This window comes from Rathayibacter sp. VKM Ac-2803 (assembly GCF_009807175.1).
Lineage (GTDB): Bacteria > Actinomycetota > Actinomycetes > Actinomycetales > Microbacteriaceae > Rathayibacter.
In genome coordinates, this window is the sequence record NZ_WUCD01000001.1 from 1,714,458 (window position 1) to 1,735,183 (window position 20,726).

A 20,726-nucleotide genomic window follows, 5' to 3' on the forward strand; every position below is an offset into this window, starting at 1 on the left:
GGGTGTCGGAGGTCGCAGCTACTGTTGTCGGGTGGTAGCAGCCCTGTATCGCCGGTACCGGCCCGAGACGTTCGCCGAGATGATCGGCCAGTCACAGGTGACCGATCCGCTCATGACGGCCCTGCGCACCAACCGGGTCAACCACGCGTACCTGTTCAGCGGTCCGCGCGGCTGCGGCAAGACGACCTCGGCGCGCATCCTCGCCCGGTGCCTCAACTGCGCCACCGGTCCCACCGACACCCCGTGCGGTGTCTGCGACAGCTGCGTCGAGCTCAGCCGCGACGGCCAGGGCTCGCTCGATGTCGTCGAGATCGACGCGGCGAGCCACAACGGAGTCGACGACGCGCGCGACCTGCGCGAGCGCGCCATCTTCGCGCCGGCCCGCGATCGCTTCAAGATCTTCATCCTCGACGAGGCGCACATGGTGACTCCGCAGGGCTTCAACGCGCTGCTCAAGATCGTCGAGGAGCCGCCGGAGCACGTGAAGTTCATCTTCGCGACGACCGAGCCCGACAAGGTCATCGGCACCATCCGCTCGCGCACCCACCACTACCCGTTCCGGCTCGTGCCGCCGGCGCAGATGCTCGACTACACGCAGGAGCTCTGCGAGCGCGAGGGCGTCGGAGTCGCGGCCGGCGTGCTGCCGCTCGTCGTCCGCGCCGGCGGCGGCTCCGTCCGCGACACCCTCTCCCTCCTCGACCAGCTGATGGCCGGCTCCGAGGCCGAGTCGATCGAGTACGAGCGCGCCGTCGCCCTGCTCGGCTACACGCACGGCGCCCTCCTCGACGAGGTGATCGACGCCCTCGCCGAGCGCGACTCCGCCGAGGCGTTCGGCGCGGTCGACCGCGTCATCCAGACCGGTCAGGACCCGCGGCGCTTCGTCGAGGATCTGCTCGAGCGCCTGCGCGACCTGATCGTCGTGGCGGCCACCGGAAGCGCGGCATCGGCCGTCCTCCGCGGCGTCTCGCAGGACGAGCTCGACCGCATGGCCGGGCAGTCGCGCGCCCTCGGGCTCGCCGAGCTCTCGCGGGTCGCCGACATCGTCAACGACGCACTCACCGAGATGACGGGTGCGACCTCGCCGCGCCTCCACCTCGAGCTGATGATCGCGCGCACGCTCGTGCAGGCCGGGGGAGCGGTGACCGCCCCGGCGGTGATCGCGCCCGCGCCGAGTCGGGAGGCGCCGCAGCGGGCGTCGCGGCCCGAGTCGCGTGCGCTCGAGACCCGCGCGCCCGAGACACGTGCCGCGGAGTCGCCGGTCCCGTCCCGCGCGCCCTCGCCCGCCTCCGTGCCGGAGTCGCTGGCCGCTGCGCCGCGCGCCGAGGCCCCCGTGACGTCCTCCGAGCCCGCGCCGACCCCGCCGGCGGTCGAGCCCGATCGTCCGCGCGCCGCCCCCGAGGTCACCGCACCCGAGCCCGTCGCCCCGACGCCCGAGCCCGCCCGGCCCGCCGCTCCGGCGATCGCGGCCGACGAGGCGGGCGGCGTCACCCTGCAGCGGATGAAGGACAGCTGGCCCGAGATCCTCGAGGTCGTGCAGAAGGCCAGGATGACGGCCTGGCTCGTCGCGTACACCGCGCAGGTCCGCGCCCTCAAGGACGACGTCCTCACGCTCTCCTTCCCCAGCCAGAACGACGTCGACTCGTTCAAGATGGCCGGCACCGCCGGGCAGCCCGGCGTGAGCGAGTACCTCCGGCAGGCGATCCAGCAGGTGCTCGGCCTCCGGGTGAAGTACATCGCCCGCGTCGAGCCGTCGGCCGCCGCTCCCGAGGCCGAGCGGGCGGCGACCGAGGCCGCCCCGCGCGTCGCTGCCACCCCGCAGTCGGCGCCGTCGCAGCCGGCCGCCACCGGCTCGGACGGCTGGGCGACGGTCGCGATCCCGGCCGACCCGGTCGCCGCTCCCGATCCCGCCGACGCCGACTCCGCGGAGGCGGAGTCCGCTCCCGCCGTCCCCGAGGCCGCCCGCGACGGCGCGCCCCGGTCCGGTGCCGGGGCCGCTCCGGCGGACTCCGACGCCCCTCCGCTCGACGAGGAGCCCCCGGAGGAGGACATGCCCCCGGTCGAGCCGCCGATCCCCGACTCGTGGGCGACGGTCGCTCCTCCCGGCGAGCCCGCGGCGGCCCCCGAGCCCGTCCGTGCGCCCGCTCCGGCCCCCGAGCGCCGCGCTCCGGCCGAGCGTCCCGTGACCCGCACGACGCGTGCCGCCACGGCCGACGGGCGGCAGCGCTACGGCGAGGCCGTGGTCCGCGAGATCCTCGGCGCCCAGTTCATCGAGGAGCAGCCGCACGTCCCGCGCGGCCCGCGCGTGACCGGCGCATGACCCGCACCACCGACCCCTCCCGAGAGGAGGCGACCGCATGTACGAAGGCATCGTCCAGGAGCTGATCGACGAGCTCGGCCGGCTCCCCGGCATCGGCCCGAAGTCGGCCCAGCGCATCGCGTTCCACATCCTGCAGACCGAGACGTTCGACGTCACGCGGCTGGCCGAGATCCTCCTCGAGCTGCGCAACCGCGTGCACTTCTGCGACATCTGCGGCAACGTCGCCGAGGAGGCGACCTGCGGCATCTGCCGCGACCCGCGCCGCAGCCGCGCGGTCATCTGCGTGGTCGAGGAGGCGAAGGACGTCCCCGCGATCGAGCGCACCCGCGAGTTCCGCGGCCTCTACCACGTGCTCGGCGGCGCGATCAGCCCGATCGACGGCATCGGCCCCGACCAGCTCCGCATCCGCCAGCTCCTGCAGCGGCTCGCCGACGGCGAGGTCCAGGAGGTCATCATCGCGACCGACCCCAACCTCGAGGGCGAGGCGACCGCCACCTACCTCTCCCGGATGCTCAGCACCCTCGGCATCCGCATCACGCGCCTGGCCTCGGGTCTGCCGGTCGGCGGCGACCTCGAGTACGCCGACGAGATCACCCTCGGCCGTGCCTTCGAGGGCCGCCGCCTCGTCGAGAACTGACCCCCTCCGCCCCGACGACGCTGCATCCTCCGCGCCGCACCTCCGGCTCGTCGAACCACGTCCGGCTCGTCGGAATCGCCGATCCTCGCGAGCCGAACTCGATCCGACGAGCCGAAGGTGATCGCCCGCGACACATTGCCGCTCCCGCATGCGCCCGCCGGTAGACTCGTCCGTCGGGTCGCGACGGCCCCTCAGCCACTGACCCGGGAGTTGCGCGTGAGCCTGATCGTCCAGAAGTTCGGCGGATCCTCCGTCGCCGACGCGGAGAGCATCAAGCGGGTCGCGAAGCGCATCGTCGCCACGAAGCAGGCCGGAAACGACGTCGTGGTCGCCGTCTCGGCGATGGGCGACACGACCGACGACCTCCTTGAGCTGGCCCACCAGGTCACCCCGATGCCCGCGCCGCGCGAGCTCGACATGCTGCTCTCCTCCGGCGAGCGCATCTCGATGGCACTGCTGGCCATGGCGATCAAGAGCATGGGCTTCGAGGCCCGCTCCTTCACCGGCAGCCAGGCCGGCATGATCACCGACGCGCAGCACGGCGCCGCCCGCATCGTCGACATCACGCCGGTCCGCCTCCGCGAGGCGCTCGACGAGAACGCCGTCGTCATCGTCGCCGGGTTCCAGGGCTTCAACCGCGACACGAAGGACATCACCACCCTCGGTCGCGGCGGCTCCGACACCACGGCCGTCGCGCTGGCCGCGGGCCTCGGCGCCGACACCTGCGAGATCTACACCGACGTCGACGGCGTCTTCACCGCCGACCCCCGCGTCGTGAAGCGGGCGCGCAAGCTCGACCGCATCTCGAGCGAGGAGATGCTCGAGCTCGCGGCGGCCGGGGCGAAGGTCCTGCACATCCGCGCCGTCGAGTTCGCGCGCCGCCACGGAGTCACGCTGCACGTGCGCTCCTCGTTCAGCCCCAACGAGGGCACCATCGTCTACAACGCCGCACCCGACGACGCCGCCGCCGGCACCGCCCTGTCGGGCACCGAGAAGAATGGACAGACCGTGGAAGAGCCGATCATCGCCGGAGTCGCGGCCGACCTCAACGAGGCCAAGATCACCGTGGTCGGCGTGCCCGACATCCCGGGGAAGGCCGCGCAGATCTTCACGATCGTCGCCAAGACCGGCTCCAACATCGACATGATCGTGCAGAACGTCTCGGCCGCGGCCACGGGCCGCACCGACATCTCCTTCACCCTGCCCAAGGCCGACGGCCAGACCGTCCTCATGGCGCTCAACGCCGAGAAGGAGGAGGTGGGCTTCGAGTCGCTGCAGTACGACGACCAGATCGCCAAGCTCGCCCTCGTCGGCGCCGGCATGCGCACCAACGCCGGCGTCTCGGCCAAGCTCTTCCGCTCCCTCTTCGAGGCGGGCATCAACATCGAGATGATCTCCACCAGCGAGATCCGGATCTCGGTCGTCACCCGCGCCGACACGGTCGACGAGGCGCTCCGCGTCGTCCACACGGCCTTCGGGCTCGACGGCGAGGACGACGCCGTCGTCTACGCCGGCACCGGTCGCTGAGAGACAGCGTCCCCCGCTTTTCCGCCGGGCATCCCTCCTCTGAAGGGCTGCCAGGTACCTTCTCTGTGAGAGCGGCCGCCGCGCCGCACGGACGAAAGAGCACAGCATGAGCAGCACCCCCCTCCACGTCGGCGTCGTCGGTGCCACCGGTCAGGTCGGCAAGGTGATGCGCCGCCTCCTCGAGGAGCGCGACTTCCCCCTCGCGTCGATCCGCTTCTTCGCCACCTCCCGCTCCGCCGGGACGACCCTGCCGTTCCGCGGCGAGGACGTCGTCGTCGAGGACGTCGAGACCGCCGATCCGACCGGGCTCGACATCGCCCTGTTCTCGGCCGGAGCGACGGGGTCGCGTGCGCAGGCCCCCCGCTTCGCCGCGGCGGGCGTCACCGTCATCGACAACTCGAGCGCGTGGCGGATGGACCCCGAGGTCCCGCTGGTCGTCAGCGAGGTCAACCCGCACGCGATCGACCAGGCCGTGAAGGGGATCATCGCGAACCCCAACTGCACCACGATGGCCGCGATGCCGATCCTCAAGGTCCTCGACCGCGAGGCCGGCCTGACCCGCCTCATCGTCAGCACCTACCAGGCCGTCTCGGGGAGCGGACTCGCCGGCGCGAACGAGCTCGCGCAGCAGGTCGTCGCCGCCGTCGCCGACGAGCACCTGCTCGACCTGGTGCACGACGGCTCGGCCGTGACCTTCCCGGCGCCCGAGAAGTACGTCGCACCGATCGCGTTCGACGTGATCCCCTTCGCCGGCAGCCTCGTCGAGGACGGCTCGAACGAGACCGACGAGGAGAAGAAGCTCCGCAACGAGAGCCGCAAGATCCTCGAGCTCCCGGGTCTCCTGGTCTCGGGCACCTGCGTGCGGGTCCCCGTCTTCACCGGGCACTCGCTGTCGATCAACGCCGAGTTCTCCTCCGCCCTCAGCCCCGAGCGAGCCCGCGAGCTGCTCGCGGACGCCCCGGGGGTCGTGCTGCGCGAGGTCCCGACCCCGCTCGAGGCCGCCGGCTCCGACCCGAGCTACGTCGGCCGCATCCGCGCCGACGAGGGCGCTCCGGAGGGCCGGGGCCTGGCCCTCTTCATCAGCAACGACAACCTGCGCAAGGGCGCGGCCCTGAACGCCGTCCAGATCGCGGAGCTCATCGCGGCGCGGCAGCCGGTCTCCTGAGGCGGGGCGGGTCCGGAGGGGCGGACCGGCGACGCGGGAAAAGCCGCGAATTTGATGGGCAGGTCGGTCCCCGACCCGCCTTCGCGGGGCGAGGCGACGGTAAACTCGACTCTCGTGAACTCCTCGGAACCGGTCGACGTCGCCCTCATCGGAGGCGGCATCATGAGCGCCACCCTCGGTGCCCTCCTCACCAAGCTGCAGCCCGACTGGACCATCGCCGCGTACGAGCGCCTCGGCGACGTCGCGCAGGAGTCGTCCAATCCGTGGAACAACGCGGGCACGGGCCACGCCGCCCTCTGCGAGCTGAACTACATGCCCGAGGCGGCCGACGGCTCCGTCGATCCCGCCAAGGCGATCCAGATCAACGAGCAGTTCCAGATCTCGCGCCAGTTCTGGTCGAGCCTGGTCGAGGCGGGTGACATCCGCGAGCCCTCGAGCTTCATCAACCCCGCCCCGCACATGACCTTCGTGCACGGCGAGGCCAACGTCGAGTACCTCCGCAAGCGCTACGAGGCGCTGAAGGACCAGCCGCTCTTCGCCGGCATGGAGTTCACCGAGAGCATCAAGACGATCCACGAGTGGGCCCCGCTGCTGATGGAGCAGCGCCCCGCCGGCGGCGGTCCCTACGCCGCCACCCGGATCCCGGCCGGCACCGATGTCGACTTCGGCGCGCTCACCCACCAGCTCTTCGACCACGTCGTCGCTCACGGGGGCACGCTCGACACCGGCCACGAGGTCACGAACATCACCCGCCAGAAGGACGGCACGTGGCGTCTCGACCTCAAGCAGGTCGTCGGCGGCACCCCCAAGCGCGTCACCGCGCGCTTCGTCTTCGTCGGCGCCGGCGGTGGCGCTCTGCACCTGCTGCAGAAGTCGGGCATCCCCGAGATCAAGGGCTTCGGAGGCTTCCCCATCTCGGGGCAGTTCCTCCGCACCGACAATCCCGAGCTCGTGGCGAAGCACCAGGCGAAGGTCTACGGCAAGGCCGCGGTCGGTGCGCCGCCGATGTCGGTGCCGCACCTCGACACGCGCGTGGTCGACGGTCAGGCCTCCCTCCTCTTCGGTCCGTACGCCGGATTCACCCCCAAGTTCCTCAAGCGCGGTTCATGGCTCGACCTGCCGCTCTCGATCCGCCCGCACAACATCGGCCCGATGCTGGCGGTCGCCCGCGACAACCTCGACCTCATGAAGTACCTCCTCGGCGAGGTCCTCGCCGGGCGCTCCAAGAAGCTGAAGGCGCTGCGCGAGTTCCTGCCGACCGCCCGCTCGGAGGACTGGTACCTGATCACCGCCGGCCAGCGCGTCCAGGTGATGAAGAAGGACGAGAAGAAGGGGGGGGTGCTGCAGTTCGGCACCGAGGTCATCACCGGGGGAGACGGCACCATCGCCGGGCTGCTCGGGGCCTCGCCCGGCGCCTCGACGGCCGTGCCGATCATGCTCGACATCGTCAAGCGCTGCTTCCCCGACCGGATGAAGGCCTGGGAGCCGCGCATCCGCTCGCTCGTGCCGAGCTACGGCTCGACACTGAACGACGCTCCCGAGACGGCGGAGCGCACCGTCGCCGCCACGTCGGAGGTACTCGCGCTCAGCGCCTCCGTCTGAGCGTTCCGCGTCGGGCGTCCCGCGATGTTCGAACATATGTTCTAATTGCTCCATGAGGTGGAGCGGGCAGTCAGTGGGAGCGCAGGACGACAGCGCGCTCCCCGGGCTCGTCCGGGTGTCCGATCTGGTGCGGACGGTCCGGACGCCCGAGTTCGACGGCATCACCTTCTACGAGATCCTCGCGAAGTCGGCGCTCAACCGGGTGCACACCTCGTCGAAGATGCCGTTCGGCTGGACCATCAATCCGATGCGGGGCTGCACGCACGCCTGCACCTACTGCTTCGCGCGCCCGACCCACGAGTACCTCGAGTTCGACGGCGGCCGCGACTTCGACTCGCAGATCGTCGTCAAGGTCAACGTCGCCGAGGTCCTCACCCGCGAGCTGGCGCGGCCGAGCTGGGAGCGGCATCCGGTCGCCCTCGGCACCAACACCGACCCCTATCAGCGGGCTGAGGGGCGCTACCGGCTCATGCCCGGCATCATCGCCGCTCTCGCCGCCTCGGGGACGCCGCTCTCGATCCTGACCAAGGGCTCGCTCCTCCGGCGCGACCTCCCGCTGCTGCGCGAGGCGGCCGAGCACGTCCCGGTCGACCTCGGAGTCTCGATCGCCGTCTGGGACGAGGATCTGCAGCGCTCCGTCGAGCCCGGTGCTCCGTCGGCCGCCGCGCGGCTGGCGACGGTCACGGCCGCCCGCGAGGCGGGGTTCGAGTGCTCGGTCTTCCTGATGCCGATCCTGCCCTTCCTCACCGACACGAAGGCGCACCTCGACGCGTCGCTGCGGGCCTGCCGAGCGGCGGGGGCGAGCTCGATCATGTACTCGACGCTCTACCTCAAGCCCGGGGTGAAGGAGTGGTTCCTGCAGTGGCTCGCGCACGAGCACCCCGAACTCCTCGACCGCTACCGCTCCCTCTATCCGGGGCGCGCCGCGTACGCACCGGTCGAGTACCGCCGGTGGCTGTCCGAGCGGATGCGCCCGCTGATGCGAGCCCATCGATTGGAGCGGGGCGAGGAGGATCCGGCGACCGGCTCGATGCGCTCCTCGGCGCTGGGGTCGCTCGGGACGCTGCGGACCCTCGGGGGCGAGCGCCGCTCGCTCCAGCACGACGGGCTCCTCGCCGAGGAGCTCGGGCCGGCGGGTGCCGCGATGCTGCCGGGGGTGGGCCAGCCGACGCTCTTCTGACCCGTGTGCTCCGCGCACCGTCGAGGCTCACGCGACCGCGGTTAGGATCGTCGCATGGTCACCCGCCCCGGTGAGCCCGCGGGCGGCTCCTCCTCCCGGAGCAGCGACGACGATGCGCCCCGACGCGTCCGCCTCGGGATCCTCGACGATCACGAGCTCCTCCGCGACAGCATGAGCAGCTGGATCGCGGCGCACGCCGCGGACTTCGAGCTCGTCGTCAGCGCGGGCACCTGGCTCGACCTGGTGACGAGCACGGTGTTCCCCACGCAGCTCGTGATCATGGACTTCGAGCTGCGCGAGCCGATCTCGATCGAGGCGCGGATCCGCACGTGCCGTGCGGCGGGGGCGACGGTCGTCGTGCTCTCCGAGCGCGAGGACGACGAGACCCGGGAGCGCTCGCTCCGGGCCGGTGCCGCCGGGCATCTCACCAAGTCGCAGCCGATGCGCGAGGTCATGGAGAGCGCGCGAGCGGCGATGCGGATGCGCTCCGACGCCGGCACGGCGAGTCAGTGGCGCCCCCTCCCGATCGGCATCGCCGCCCTCCAGCGCCCGCGACTGAGCGCCGGCGAGCTCGAGGCGCTGCGCCTCTACGTCGCGGGAGCGAGCACCCCCGAGGTCGCGGCCCGGATGAACGTGCAGTTCGAGACGGCGAAGACCTACCTGCGCCGCGTCCGTCAGAAGTACGTCAAGATCGGACGTCCGGCGAGTCGGCGGGCCGAGCTGATCCGTCGTGCCGCCGAGGACGGATTCCTCGAGTGATCATCCGGATGCGGCTCCGGCCGGCGCGAGAGATCTGAGGGGTCCGATGGCCAAGCTGTACTTCCGGTACGGGGCGATGAACAGCGGCAAGAGCACCTCCCTGCTCCAGGCCGCCTTCAACTACGAGGAGCGCGGGCACCGCGTGCTGCTGGCGAAGCCGGCCGTCGACACCAAGGGCGACGAGCTCATCGTGTCGCGACTCGGCGTCACCCGTCCGGTGGACATCCTCTTCCACCCCGGCGAGGATCCCGTCGCCGTCTTCAGCGCGGCGCGCGCCCGGGTCCTCGCGGAATCGGCGCGCGACGTCAGCGCGCTGCTCGTCGACGAGGCGCAGTTCCTCGCCGAGGAGCACGTCGACGATCTGCTGCGGATCGCGATCCTCGAGAACGTGCCGGTCCTCGCGTACGGGATCCGGACCGACTTCAGAACCGCCGCTTTCCCCGGAAGCAGGCGGCTCCTCGAGATCGCGCACAGCCTCGAAGAGCTCAAGACGATCTGCCGGTGCGGTCGCAAGGCCATCTTCAACGGCCGTGTCGTCGACGGCCGGTTCGTCTTCGACGGCGACCAGGTGGCGATCGACGGGGTCGAGGTCGGCTACGAGGCGCTCTGCGGCTCGTGCTATCTGCAGGAGAGTCGCGGCCGACTCCGAGGGTAGAGTTCCGAGGATCCGTCGCGTCTGCGATACCCACCGGAAACGAGGATGTGGGTAGCCTTGCGGGCGTGACATCACCGGAAACGGAAGAACGCCTTTCGAAGCAGCAGGAGAGGTCGACGCAGCACGAGAGGTCAGGGGGATCGATGACGGCGCAGGGGATCACGCCGAAGCGCCGTCCGTCGTGGGAGCAGGACTACCGGCGCCGGCTCCTCCTCACCGATGTCATCGCCATCGTCGTCTCGGTCTTCGGCACGCAGCTCGTCTGGTTCGACCTCGACCTCAACTCCGACGTCGGCTTCAACAACCCGGTCGACATCGCGATCAACTACACGTGGGTCTCGGTCGTCCTGTCGGTCGCCTGGCTGCTCGCCCTGCAGGTCTTCGACACCCGCGACCGCCGCATCGTCGGCACCGGGTACGTCGAGTACCGCCGCATCGTGGACGCCTCCATCTGGCTCTTCGGCATCGTCGCGATCATCGCCTACCTCCTGCAGATCCTGCTGGCGCGCGGCTACATCATCACCGCCTTCCCCTTCGGCATCCTCCTCATCTGCGTGGGCCGGCTGGGCTGGCGCTCCTGGCTCACCCGGCAGCGCCGCGACGGCCGCTTCGCGAACCAGGTCGTGCTGCTCGGCTCCCGCGCGAGCGTGCTGCACACCGCACGCGAACTCCGCCGCGGGACCGAGGCCGGCTACAAGCTCGTCGGCGCGGTGTCGACGTCGCCGGGCGGCGCCGACGCGCTCCGCACCGAGGACGAGCTGTCGGGGCTCGCGCTGCACGGCTTCACCGGCATCGACGGCGTCCGCGCCGTCATGGACGCCACGGGGGCCGACACGGTCGTGGTCACGAGCTCCGACGAACTGGCGCCGCAGCGCATCCGCGAGCTGAGCTGGACGCTCGAGCCCGGTCGCGAGCACCTGGTCGTGGCGCCGAGCCTCACCGACATCGGCGGCCCGCGCATCCACACCCGTCCGGTGGCGGGCCTGCCGCTGATCCACGTCGAGACCCCGAGGTTCGACGGCCGCCAGCGCTTCGCGAAGCGCCTCTTCGACATCGCCGCGTCCACGATGCTCATCATCCTCAGCGCGCCCGTCCTCGTCGTCGTGGCGATCCTGGTCAAGGCGACGAGCCCCGGGCCGATCCTGTTCCGGCAGGAGCGCATCGGCCTGAACGGCGCGACGTTCGAGATGCTCAAGTTCCGCTCGATGGTCGTCGACGCCGAGGCCCGCCTCGCCGAGCTCGCGGCCCAGCAGCGCGACGAGGGCAACTCGATCCTCTTCAAGATGGCCAAGGACCCGCGCGTCACGAAGGTCGGCACCGTGCTGCGCCGCTTCAGCCTCGACGAGCTGCCGCAGTTCCTCAACGTCTTCCGCGGCGACATGTCCCTGATCGGGCCGCGGCCGCCGCTGGCGCGCGAGGTCGAGCAGTACGAGGAGCACGTGCACCGCCGCTTCCTGATGAAGCCCGGCATCACCGGTCTCTGGCAGGTCAGCGGCCGCTCGAACCTCTCGTGGGAGGACACCGTCCGCCTCGACCTCTACTACGTCGAGAACTGGTCGATGACGGGCGACCTCATCATCCTCTTCAAGACCGCGCGCGCCGTCCTCGCGCGGGACGGAGCATATTGATCGGCACCACCGACCCGGCACCGACCATGCGCAGCATGTCGGTCACGATCCTCGAGGTCCCCTTCCGGGTCGACCTCGGTCCCGGTCTCGACGACGGCGACGTGGAGCGGATCGTCGCGAGCTGGTCCTCCTGCGCCGCCGCTCCCGACCCGTCGGCGCTGATCGTGGACGCCGACGTCGTGTCCGACGGCTCCCCGCGGCCGATGTCGGGGATCCGCGTGCACACCCGGTCGGTCGAGCAGCTGGAGGAGTCCCTGACCTCGACCCTCACGGTCGAGGCGATCGGGGCCCGCCGCCACGACCTGCTGATGCTGCACGCCTGCGGTCTGGCGGCCGACGACGGCCGGGTCCTCGCCCTCGTCGCGGCCTCCGGGACCGGCAAGACCACGATCGCGCGCACGCTCGGCACCCGCTTCGGCTACGTGACGGACGAGACGGTCGGGGTGACTCCCGACGGACGCGTGCTGCCCTATCCGAAGCCGCTCTCGGTCAAGCCGCTGACCGGGTCGGCGCCCAAGGCGCAGCTCGCACCCGACTCCCTCGGTCTCCGGCCGATGCCCGAGGCGCCGCTCGTCCTCGCCGGCGTCGTGCTGCTCGATCGGCGCGACGGCGTCGAGACCCCGTTCCTCGAGGCCGTCGAGCCCCTCGACGCGATCGACCTGCTCGTGCCGCAGACCTCCTACCTGTCCGCGCGACCGCGTGCCCTCTCCGCTCTCGTGCAGACGCTGCGGGAGCTCGGGGGAGTCTCGCGACTCGTCTACTCGGAGGCGACCGCGGCGGTCGACCTGATCACCGCCGCGTTCTCCTCGGAGAGACCGGCCGCCCCCGACTCGTGGAGCGAGATCGTCCCGCTCGATCTCCGCACTCCCGACGGAGGGTCGAGCAGCCTCGTCGTCCGCGCGCCGGCCGACGACGCGCTCGCACTACCGGCCGGCCGGCTCCTCGTCTTCTGCGAGAACCGCCTGGTGCGGCTCGAGGGGATCGGGCCGGCCATCTGGCTCCTCGCGGGTGAGGCGATCCCCGCGGGCGACCTGGTCGATGCCGTGGTCGAGGCGGTCGGTCCGGCTCCGGCCGGGGTCGATCCTCGAGAGGCCGTGGACGCCGCCCTGCTCGAGCTGTCGGCTCTCGGAGTCATCACGACGACCAGCTCTGCGCCCGCCCCTGACGGGGTGCACGCATGACGTGCCTGGAAACAGCCCCGATACACCCCTGTGCAACAATTCGAGAGCTGTTCGTCTCCGACGCCTGCACACCGATCCGAACCAGTGAAGGAACCTGACACTGTGGAACTTAGAGACGTCCTCCGACTTCTCCGCGATCACTGGCTGGCGATCGTCGCAGCGATCCTCCTCGGCACTCTCGTCGCCTTCGGCTGGTCGCTGACCCAGAAGCCGCGCTACGTCGCCGAGTCGACGGGGACCGTGTCGGTCGCCGTCTCCGGGGGAGACCCGAGTCAGGCCGTCTACCTCCAGCAGATCGCCCTGACCGTGGCGAACTCGAGCCTCAAGGGCTACCTGCCGATCGCGACCTCCCGCGACGTGGCCGACATCGCGATCCAGAACCTCGGCCTCGACGTGAGCCCGGCGTCCCTGATCTCGGCGATCACCGTCACGTCCGAGACGGATGCGCCCGTGATGACCGTCACGGCCAGCGCCTCCACGGCCGACGGCGCCCAGAAGCTCGCCGACGCCTGGGTGTCGGCCATCGCGACGCGCATCCAGCAGGTCAACGAGGAGACGGGCGTCGGCGACACCGTCACCCTCAACGTCGTCCAGGAGGCGTCGCTCCCCTCGTCGCCGGCGTACCCCAACCTCCGCCTCGTCCTCGCGATCGGCGCCCTCGCGGGCCTCGTGCTCGGGCTGGTCTACGCCTTCGTGCGCAACACGCTCGACCGCCGCATCCGCACCGCCGAGATGGTCGAGCGCCTGTTCGACCTCCCCGTGGTCGGCACCCTGCCCGTCGACAAGCGCCTGAGCGAGACCAACCGCATCGTCCCCGAGGCCGACACGACCGACTACGTGAAGTCCGACGGCAAGCACGCCCTGGCCGAGGCGCTGCGCGAGCTGCGGACGAACCTGCAGTTCATGAACGTCGACAGCCCGCCGCGCATCATCGTCGTGACGAGCCCGCTGCCCTCCGACGGCAAGTCGACCGTGACCGCCAACCTCGCGGTGACCCTCGCGGCGTCCGGCCAGCGCACGGTCGTCGTCGACGGCGACCTCCGCAAGCCCACCGTCGCCAAGTCGTTCGGTCTCGTGCCGGGAGTCGGTCTCACCGATCTGCTGATCGGCAAGGCCGAGCTGCAGGACGTCCTGCAGCCGTGGGGGCCGTCTGGCAACCTGTGGATCCTCGGCGCCGGGTCGATCCCGCCCAACCCGAGCGAGCTGCTCGGCTCCAACGGGATGGACATCCTCCTGCACGAGATCGCCCGCGAGGCGATCGTGCTGGTCGACGCTCCGCCCCTCCTGCCCGTCACCGACGGCGCGATCCTCACCGCCCGGACCGACGGCGCGCTCGTCGTCATCTCGGCGGGCAGGACCACCACCGACGAGCTGGGCCGAGCGATCCAGAACCTCGAGCGGGTCAGCGGTCACACCCTCGGCGTGATCCTCAACCGCGTGCCGCCGCGCGGGCAGGTCGGCCGCGGCTACGGCTACTACTACACGAGCTACTACGGCTCGGAGCGCGCGGGCGCGCGGGTCGAGCCGGCGACCTCCCCCGAGCCGAGCACCGTCTGAGCGGCCGGAGATGACGTTCCCCGGGGACGACGGCTCCCGGCGCGCACGACGCGGTCGGCAGCGGGTGGAGTCGGTCCTCGGGGCCGGCGCGCCCGTGTTCACGATCCTCTCCGTCTGCACCGGGAACATCTGCCGGTCGCCGATGTCGGAGCAGCTGCTGCGTGCGGCGCTGGGTGCGGAGGAGTCGCCCCGGGGCGGACCGCTCTTCGCCTTCCGCAGTGCAGGCCTCGAGACGAGGGACGGCTACGCGATGGACCCGACCTCGGCCCGCTTCTCGGCCGAGTACGGAGGCGACCCGGCCGCGCACTCGAGCGCCCGCCTCGTCGAGGCGCGGGCGACCGAGGCCGACGTCGTCCTCACCATGACGCGCGAGCAGCTGATCGACGCCGCCCGCCGATTCCCGACGACCTTGCTCCGCGGCTTCACGCTGCTCGAGTTCGCCCGGGTGCTGCCGTTCGTCGTCGCCGAGGTCCCGCTGCCCGTGATCGACGACCCCGCGGCGCGACTGCGGGCGGTCGTGCGGCTGGCGGCGACGCATCGGGGCCGCGCGCCCGGGGGTGAGCGCGGCGACGACATCGACGATCCCATCGGTCGCAGCGAGACCACCCACGCGAGGGTCGCCGCCGAGATCGCCGCTGCCGTCTCCAGCGTGTCGCGCGATCTGAGAGCATTGGCGCGGTGACGATGCCGAGCACGGCTCGCCGTGACCGTTCCCGCGGGTCGCCGTCGCCCCTCTCGTCGCTGCCGCGACACCCCTCGACCACCGTACGGAGAATCCCCTTGAAGCTTGGAGAAGCACTGTGAAGCTTTCTGTCATCGGCTGCGGCTACCTCGGCGCCGTCCACGCGGCGGCGATGGCCGAGCTCGGCCACGACGTCATCGGCATCGACGTCGACCAGTCCAAGATCGATGCTCTGGCCGCCGGCACCGCCCCCTTCTTCGAGCCCGGACTGCCCGAGCTGCTGTCCGCGGGCGTCGCCTCGGGCCGCCTGCGCTTCTCGACGAACACGGCCGACGCGGCCGGTGCCGCCGTGCACTTCGTCGCCGTCGGCACGCCCCAGAAGAAGGGCGAGAACGCCGCCGACATGACCTACGTCGACGCGGCGATCGACGGTCTCCTCCCGTACCTGACCGCCGACTCCCTGGTGGTCGGCAAGTCGACCGTGCCGGTCGGCACCGCGTCCCGCCTCGCCGAGAAGGTCGAGGCGACCGGCGCCACGCTGGCGTGGAACCCCGAGTTCCTCCGCGAGGGCTTCGCCGTCCAGGACACCATCAGCCCCGACCGCCTCGTCTACGGCGTGCCGGCCGGAGACGCGGGAGCGGCCGCCAAGGCGACGCTCGACGAGGTCTACGCCACCGCCCTCGCCGCCGACACCCCGCTCGTCGTGACCGACTACGCGACCGCCGAGCTGGTCAAGGTCTCGGCGAACGCCTTCCTGGCGACCAAGATCTCGTTCATCAACGCGATCGCCGAGATCGCCGAGGTCACGGGAGCGGACGTGACGCAGCTCGCCGACGCGATCGGCTTCGACGCGCGCATCGGCCGCCGCTTCCTCAACGCCGGCATCGGCTTCGGCGGCGGCTGCCTCCCCAAGGACATCCGCGCCTTCGCGGCCCGCGCCGACGAGCTGGGCGTGGGGGAGTCGGTGGCGTTCCTCAAGGAGGTCGACGCCATCAACCTGCGCCGCCGTCAGCGCGTGGTCGACCTCGTCACCGAGGGCCTCGGCGGCTCGGTCTCGGGCAAGCGGATCGCCGTGCTCGGTCTGGCGTTCAAGCCGGAGTCGGACGACATCCGCGACTCGCCGTCCCTCGACGTCGCCGCGCGCCTGCACGACCTCGGCGCCACGGTCATCGCCACCGATCCCGAGGCCATCGCCAACGCGCAGCGCAAGTACCCCGACATCTCCTACACGACCGACATCGACGAGGCGCTCAGCGGTGCCGACGCCGTGCTCGTCGTGACGGAGTGGAAGCAGTTCCGGGCGATCGACCCGGTCGCCGCGGGCGAGGCGGTCGCGCAGCGCCTCGTCGTCGACGGTCGCAACTGCCTCGACCCGGCCGCCTGGCGTGCCGCAGGCTGGGAGTACCGCGGCCTCGGCCGCTGAGACCCGGTCACCGACCGCCGGGGGCGGTCACTGATCACCGACGACGCCGGAGGAGCTGCGGAGCGGGATGTGCGCGAAAGCGAGATCCGACTCCGCCGCCCTCCGGCGTTCTCGTGCCGTGAGCCAGGCGCGGAGGACGATCCCGGCGGCGGCGCCGAGCGTCGCCCCGAGCGTGTTCATCAGCACGTCCTGCGTGCTCGAGTAGCGCGCCGACAGCAGGAGCAGCTGCGCCGTCTCGATCGCCGTGCTGGTCGCGGCCGCGAGCACGATCGCCAGCCAAGCCCACCGGGCGGGCAGCAGCAGCGCGCCGAGGAGCCCGAACGGCACGAAGAGCAGCACGTTGGCGCCCGACTCGATCACCCCGTAGTCGATCCAGCCGAGGCCGCGCCGGCCGAGCCAGGCGATCAGGCGGGCCAGGACGCCGGTGAAGGAGGCGTCGACCGGGGTCGGCCAGAACACGATCGCCGTGAGCGCGGCCAGGTAGAGCGCGCCGACGACGACGATGAGGCGGGTGAGGGACCGGGGCACGGTGCCTCCTCTCGGCAGCGGGGAGGGCGGTCGGCGGCGACGGGATCACCAGTCTGACGTCTCAGCCCGGGCGCGGGCGGCCCGGGGCCGGCATCGGCGCGCCACGTGACCCGGGACGGCTGTCTCCGGGAACGGCGATGCCGGGGAACGTCGAGACCTGAGACGACGAGGCCCGGAAACGACGGAACCCGGCCGGATCGATGATCCTGGCCGGGTTCCTCACCGGTCGGGGTAGCGGGATTCGAACCCACGACCTCCTCGTCCCGAACGAGGCGCGCTACCAAGCTGCGCCACACCCCGGTGGACTCGAGCGGCAGAACCGCTCACGAGCCTCGACAATGATAGCCGATTTCTCCGGGGTCGCCGCACACCGGGCGACGGCCCCGACCCGGGTCAGCTCACCGGCTCCAGAGTCAGGAGGGTCGCCTCGGGTCGGCAGGCGAAGCGCATCGGCGCGTAGATCGAGGTGCCCAGCCCGGCCGAGACGTTGAGGCGCGCGCTCCGACGGCCGTTGTGCCAGGTGCTGAAGCCCGCCACCTTGTCGCGGGGGATGTCGCAGTTCGTGACGAGGGCGCCGAAGCCGGGGACGCAGAGCTGACCGCCGTGCGTGTGGCCGGCGAGGATGAGATCCGCTCCCCGGGTCACGAAGTCGTCGAGGATGCGCTGGTAGGGAGCGTGGGCGACGCCGATGCTGATCTCGGCAGCCCCGTCCTCGGAGGCGCGCAGCTCGTCCACGGCGCCGGCCACGACGTCGATCCGGTCGAGCCCGATGTGGGGGTCGTCGACGCCGAAGAACTCGACGCGGGTGCCTCGGATCGTCAGGTTCTCGGCCCGGTTGTTCAGGTCGGTCCAGCCGAGCGAGTCGGTGAAGAATCCGGTCAGGGCGTCGGTGTCGAGGTCGGCCTGGTTCGGCTTCGGGTTCTTCGACGGACCGCGGAAGTAGCGCAGGGGGTTCTTCACCCGCGGGCCGAAGTAGTCGTTCGAGCCGTGCACGAAGACGCCGGGGATGCCGGCGAAGGGCTCGAGGGCGCGGCGGACGCCGAGGACGCCGTCGCGGTGGCCGAGGTTGTCACCGGTGTCGACGATCAGGTCGGGGGCGAGCGAGGCGAGCGAGCGGATCCACTCCTGCTTCTTCGACTGCCACGGAGCCATGTGCAGGTCGGAGAGGTGCAGGATGCGCAGCGGCGGTGCGCCGGCGGGCAGGACGGGCGCCGAGACCCGGCGGAGGGTGAACATCGTCCGTTCGATGCCGATGCCCCAGACGGCTGCGGCGCTGCCGACAGCGGCGACGGTCGCGAGTGCGGTGGTCAGGGGACGTCGGCTCATGGGTCCTTCTCTCGACGGGGCGGGGGTCCATTCTGCCGGACGGCGCCGAACGGCCGGCGCCGGGCGAGTCGGCCTCAGCCTCCTGGCGGTGGTGTGGCGGGCCCGGCGCTGATCTGCAGCGTGATCGCGGATCCCCGCGACACCCTGGACCCGGCGGGCGGGTTGGTCTGCGCGACGGTGCCGGCGGGGCGGTCGGAGGGGACCCGGTTCGGGTCGACCGTGACAGTGAAACCGAGACCCTTCAGGCGCGCGGTCGCCGCGGCCGGGCTCTGGCCGGTCACCTCGGGCACCGCCTCCTGGGGTGCCTCGACCAGCGAGCGCTCGGGGGCGGGGAAGGCGGAGCCTCCGTACCGCGCGTCGGCGACCCGCATGATCCGCGGCCAGATCTGGTGGCGCACCTGGCCGGCGTTCACGCCGTTGAGCCGGAAGCCGCGCATCGAGGTCAGTCCCGAGACGTTGCCGACCCAGGTCGCGGTCGCCACCTCGGTGCTCGCACCGACCATCCAGGTGTGCAGCGCGTCGTCGGTCGTTCCGGTCTTGCCGATGTGGGGGATGCCGGTCTTCGGGTTCGAGGGCGTGCCGGTACCGCCCGTCATCACCTGCTGCAGGGCGAAGCCGGCGGTCGCGGCGACCTGCTCCGACATGCCCTGCGTGCACTCGGAGGCCGGCGGTGCGACATCCGCGCCGGCCCGGTCGACGATCCGGTCGATCGCGATCGGGGTGCACACGGTGCCCTTGTTCGCGAAGCCGGCGAAGGCGGTGGCCATGGTGAGCGGGGCGATCTCGTTGGTGCCGAGGATCGTCGGGGCGAGCTTCTGCAGCTCCGTCCCGTCGGCGCGGTGCACGCCCATCGCCAGTGCGGTGTTGCGGATCCCGCAGAGGTCGAGCTGCTGCGCCATCGCCGCGAAGGAGGTGTTGATCGAGCCGGTCGTCGCCTGGAGCGCCGTGGTGACGCCTCCGTTGCCGCCCTCGTCGTTGCCCGGGTTCCACGATTCGCCGTAGTAGACGCCGTCGGGCTCGCAGCTGTCTCGGAAGGTCGTGTAGGCGCGGCGGGTCCCGTCGACGCTCTCGCCGAGCGAGCGGCCCTCCTGCAGCCACTCGGCGAGGGTGAACACCTTGTAGGTCGAGCCCACCTGGAAGCCGGAGGAGCCGCCGTAGCCGAAGTCGGTGCTGTAGTTGACGCTGGTGTAGTTGGCGCCCGAGACGTCGGGGTCGTTCGAGTAGTCCTTGTTCTGCGTCATCGCGAGGATCCGGCCGGTGCCGACCTCGACCGACACGCTCGCGCTGCCGATGTTGACGGTCGCCATCGACTTCGGGACCCAGGCGTCGGTCGCCGCGACGGCGGCCGCCTGCAGCTCGCTGTCGAGGGTGGTGTAGATCTGGTACCCGCCGCGCTTGAAGGTGGCGTCGCGCTCGTCCTGGCTCGCACCGAACGCGTCGTCGTTCTTGATCACCCAGGTCACGTAGTCGCAGAAGAAGGCCGAGATGCCGGCGGTCTGGCATCCGGTGCTCGGCTCGGTGATGAGGGGGGAGACGGGAGTGGCGGCGGCCTCGGCGATCTGCTCGGGGGTGACCTTCGACTCGAGCCCCATGCGGCCGAGGATGTAGTTGCGCCGGTCGAGCGTCACGGGGTAGCCCGCCGCGGCGGGGTTCGCCTCGTCGGCCGGGCGGTCGAAGCGGAACTTCTCGGGGTTGTTGACGATGGCGACCAGGGCGGCCGACTGGGCGAGCGACAGGTCGCGGGCGCTGATCCCGAAGTAGTACTTCGAGGCCGCCTCGATGCCGTACACCGTGCCTCCGAAGAGCGCGATGTTGAGGTAGCCCAGCAGGATGTCGTTCTTCGGGTACTCCTTCTCGAGCCCGATGGCGAGCCGCATCTCGGCGACCTTGCGCTCCGGCGTCGTCTCGGTGGCCTCGCGGTACGCGGCGTCGCGCTCGATCGGGTCGGACAGCGCCTCGGCCTTCTGCACGAGCACGTTCTTGACGTACTGCTGGGTGATGGAGGAGCCGCCCTGCACGTTCCCGCCCATGGCGGTCGTCGCGGCGGCGCGCACCGTGCCCAGCAGGTCGATGCCGCCGTGCTCGTAGAAGCGCGGGTCCTCGGAGGCGACCACCGCGTCCTTCACGAACGGCGAGATGTCGTCCCAGCCCACCTCGACGCGGTTCTGCGCGTAGAACGAGGCGAGCAGCACATCGCCGCCGTTCGCGTCCTTCGCGTAGACGTTGCTCTTCTCGGCCAGCGTGCCGATCTCGAGGTACTCGGGGAGGTTGTCGAACATCTCGACGGTGTTGTTCGCGGCCATGCCGCCGAGGGCGATCGCCGGCGTGATCGACGCGGCGACGAGCACCCCCGCGATGACGCTCATGGCGACGATCCCGATGAGTCCGCCGACAGCGCCTCCGACCGACTTGACGACCCTGGTACCGCGCGCCCCCGACATAGAATCAGCGTAGTCGCCGCACTCGGACGCCTCGCCGCGGCCTGTCCGCCGTGCGGGCCCGATCCGCGCACCTTTCACGATCCGCGCACCTTTCACGGTCTGCGCACCGTTCACTCGA

Annotated in this window: 16 protein-coding genes and 1 tRNA gene; 13 read left to right on the top strand and 4 right to left on the bottom strand. The window is 71.3% G+C overall.

Annotated elements, in window-relative coordinates; all coding sequences use genetic code 11:
- Positions 1–31: 31 nt before the first annotated feature.
- The 13 genes from GRS96_RS07980 (at position 32) to GRS96_RS08040 (ending at position 16,313) form a co-directional block, all read left to right on the top strand.
- Complete coding sequence (locus GRS96_RS07980) at positions 32–2,317, top strand: DNA polymerase III subunit gamma and tau (protein ID WP_159988203.1); 2,286 nt, start codon at positions 32–34, stop codon at positions 2,315–2,317.
- A gap of 37 nt (positions 2,318–2,354) precedes the next feature.
- Complete coding sequence (gene recR, locus GRS96_RS07985; RefSeq protein ID WP_123447702.1) at positions 2,355–2,954, top strand: recombination mediator RecR; 600 nt, start codon at positions 2,355–2,357, stop codon at positions 2,952–2,954.
- A 216-nt stretch (positions 2,955–3,170) separates the two neighbouring features.
- Positions 3,171–4,481 (top strand): aspartate kinase, encoded by a 1,311-nt coding sequence (locus tag GRS96_RS07990; protein WP_159857595.1) that lies wholly within the window; start codon positions 3,171–3,173, stop codon positions 4,479–4,481.
- 106 nt (positions 4,482–4,587) lie between these two features.
- The gene (locus GRS96_RS07995) at positions 4,588–5,646 is read left to right on the top strand and encodes an aspartate-semialdehyde dehydrogenase (protein ID WP_159988204.1); all 1,059 of its coding nucleotides are present in this window, start codon (positions 4,588–4,590) and stop codon (positions 5,644–5,646) included.
- Between the two features lie 54 nt (positions 5,647–5,700).
- Positions 5,701–7,248, top strand: coding sequence for a malate:quinone oxidoreductase (locus tag GRS96_RS08000; protein ID WP_159857593.1), 1,548 nt, complete (start codon positions 5,701–5,703; stop codon positions 7,246–7,248).
- A gap of 52 nt (positions 7,249–7,300) precedes the next feature.
- Entirely contained in the window at positions 7,301–8,428 is a 1,128-nt protein-coding gene (locus GRS96_RS08005) for an Rv2578c family radical SAM protein (protein WP_159857592.1), read from the top strand.
- Positions 8,429–8,482: 54 nt separating this feature from the next.
- On the top strand, positions 8,483–9,187 hold the full coding sequence (locus GRS96_RS08010; RefSeq protein ID WP_159857591.1) for a DNA-binding response regulator: 705 nt from the start codon (positions 8,483–8,485) through the stop codon (positions 9,185–9,187).
- Between the two features lie 46 nt (positions 9,188–9,233).
- A complete protein-coding gene (locus tag GRS96_RS08015; RefSeq protein WP_159857590.1) occupies positions 9,234–9,842 on the top strand; it encodes a thymidine kinase in 609 nt (202 codons plus the stop codon).
- Positions 9,843–9,985: 143 nt separating this feature from the next.
- Positions 9,986–11,470, top strand: a complete 1,485-nt coding sequence (locus GRS96_RS08020; RefSeq protein WP_159857588.1) for a sugar transferase — start codon at positions 9,986–9,988, stop codon at positions 11,468–11,470.
- Between the two features lie 35 nt (positions 11,471–11,505).
- A complete protein-coding gene (locus GRS96_RS08025; protein ID WP_159988205.1) occupies positions 11,506–12,651 on the top strand; it encodes a hypothetical protein in 1,146 nt (381 codons plus the stop codon).
- Positions 12,652–12,753: 102 nt separating this feature from the next.
- Entirely contained in the window at positions 12,754–14,208 is a 1,455-nt protein-coding gene (locus tag GRS96_RS08030) for a polysaccharide biosynthesis tyrosine autokinase (RefSeq protein WP_159857576.1), read from the top strand.
- 10 nt (positions 14,209–14,218) lie between these two features.
- Complete coding sequence (locus GRS96_RS08035; RefSeq protein WP_159857574.1) at positions 14,219–14,890, top strand: arsenate reductase/protein-tyrosine-phosphatase family protein; 672 nt, start codon at positions 14,219–14,221, stop codon at positions 14,888–14,890.
- Positions 14,891–15,008: 118 nt separating this feature from the next.
- The gene (locus tag GRS96_RS08040) at positions 15,009–16,313 is read left to right on the top strand and encodes a UDP-glucose dehydrogenase family protein (protein WP_159988206.1); all 1,305 of its coding nucleotides are present in this window, start codon (positions 15,009–15,011) and stop codon (positions 16,311–16,313) included.
- Positions 16,314–16,340: 27 nt separating this feature from the next.
- Here GRS96_RS08040 and GRS96_RS08045 read toward each other — a convergent pair whose 3' ends face one another.
- The 4 genes from GRS96_RS08045 to GRS96_RS08060 form a co-directional block, all read right to left on the bottom strand.
- Entirely contained in the window at positions 16,341–16,841 is a 501-nt protein-coding gene (locus tag GRS96_RS08045) for a VanZ family protein (RefSeq protein ID WP_159988207.1), read from the bottom strand.
- A 226-nt stretch (positions 16,842–17,067) separates the two neighbouring features.
- Positions 17,068–17,141 (bottom strand) — tRNA-Pro (locus tag GRS96_RS08050).
- 93 nt (positions 17,142–17,234) lie between these two features.
- Positions 17,235–18,167: a metallophosphoesterase gene (locus tag GRS96_RS08055; protein ID WP_159857568.1), complete on the bottom strand. Its 933-nt coding sequence runs from the start codon at positions 18,165–18,167 to the stop codon at positions 17,235–17,237.
- Positions 18,168–18,241: 74 nt separating this feature from the next.
- Positions 18,242–20,608 (bottom strand): penicillin-binding protein, encoded by a 2,367-nt coding sequence (locus GRS96_RS08060; protein WP_159988208.1) that lies wholly within the window; start codon positions 20,606–20,608, stop codon positions 18,242–18,244.
- Positions 20,609–20,726: the final 118 nt, after the last annotated feature.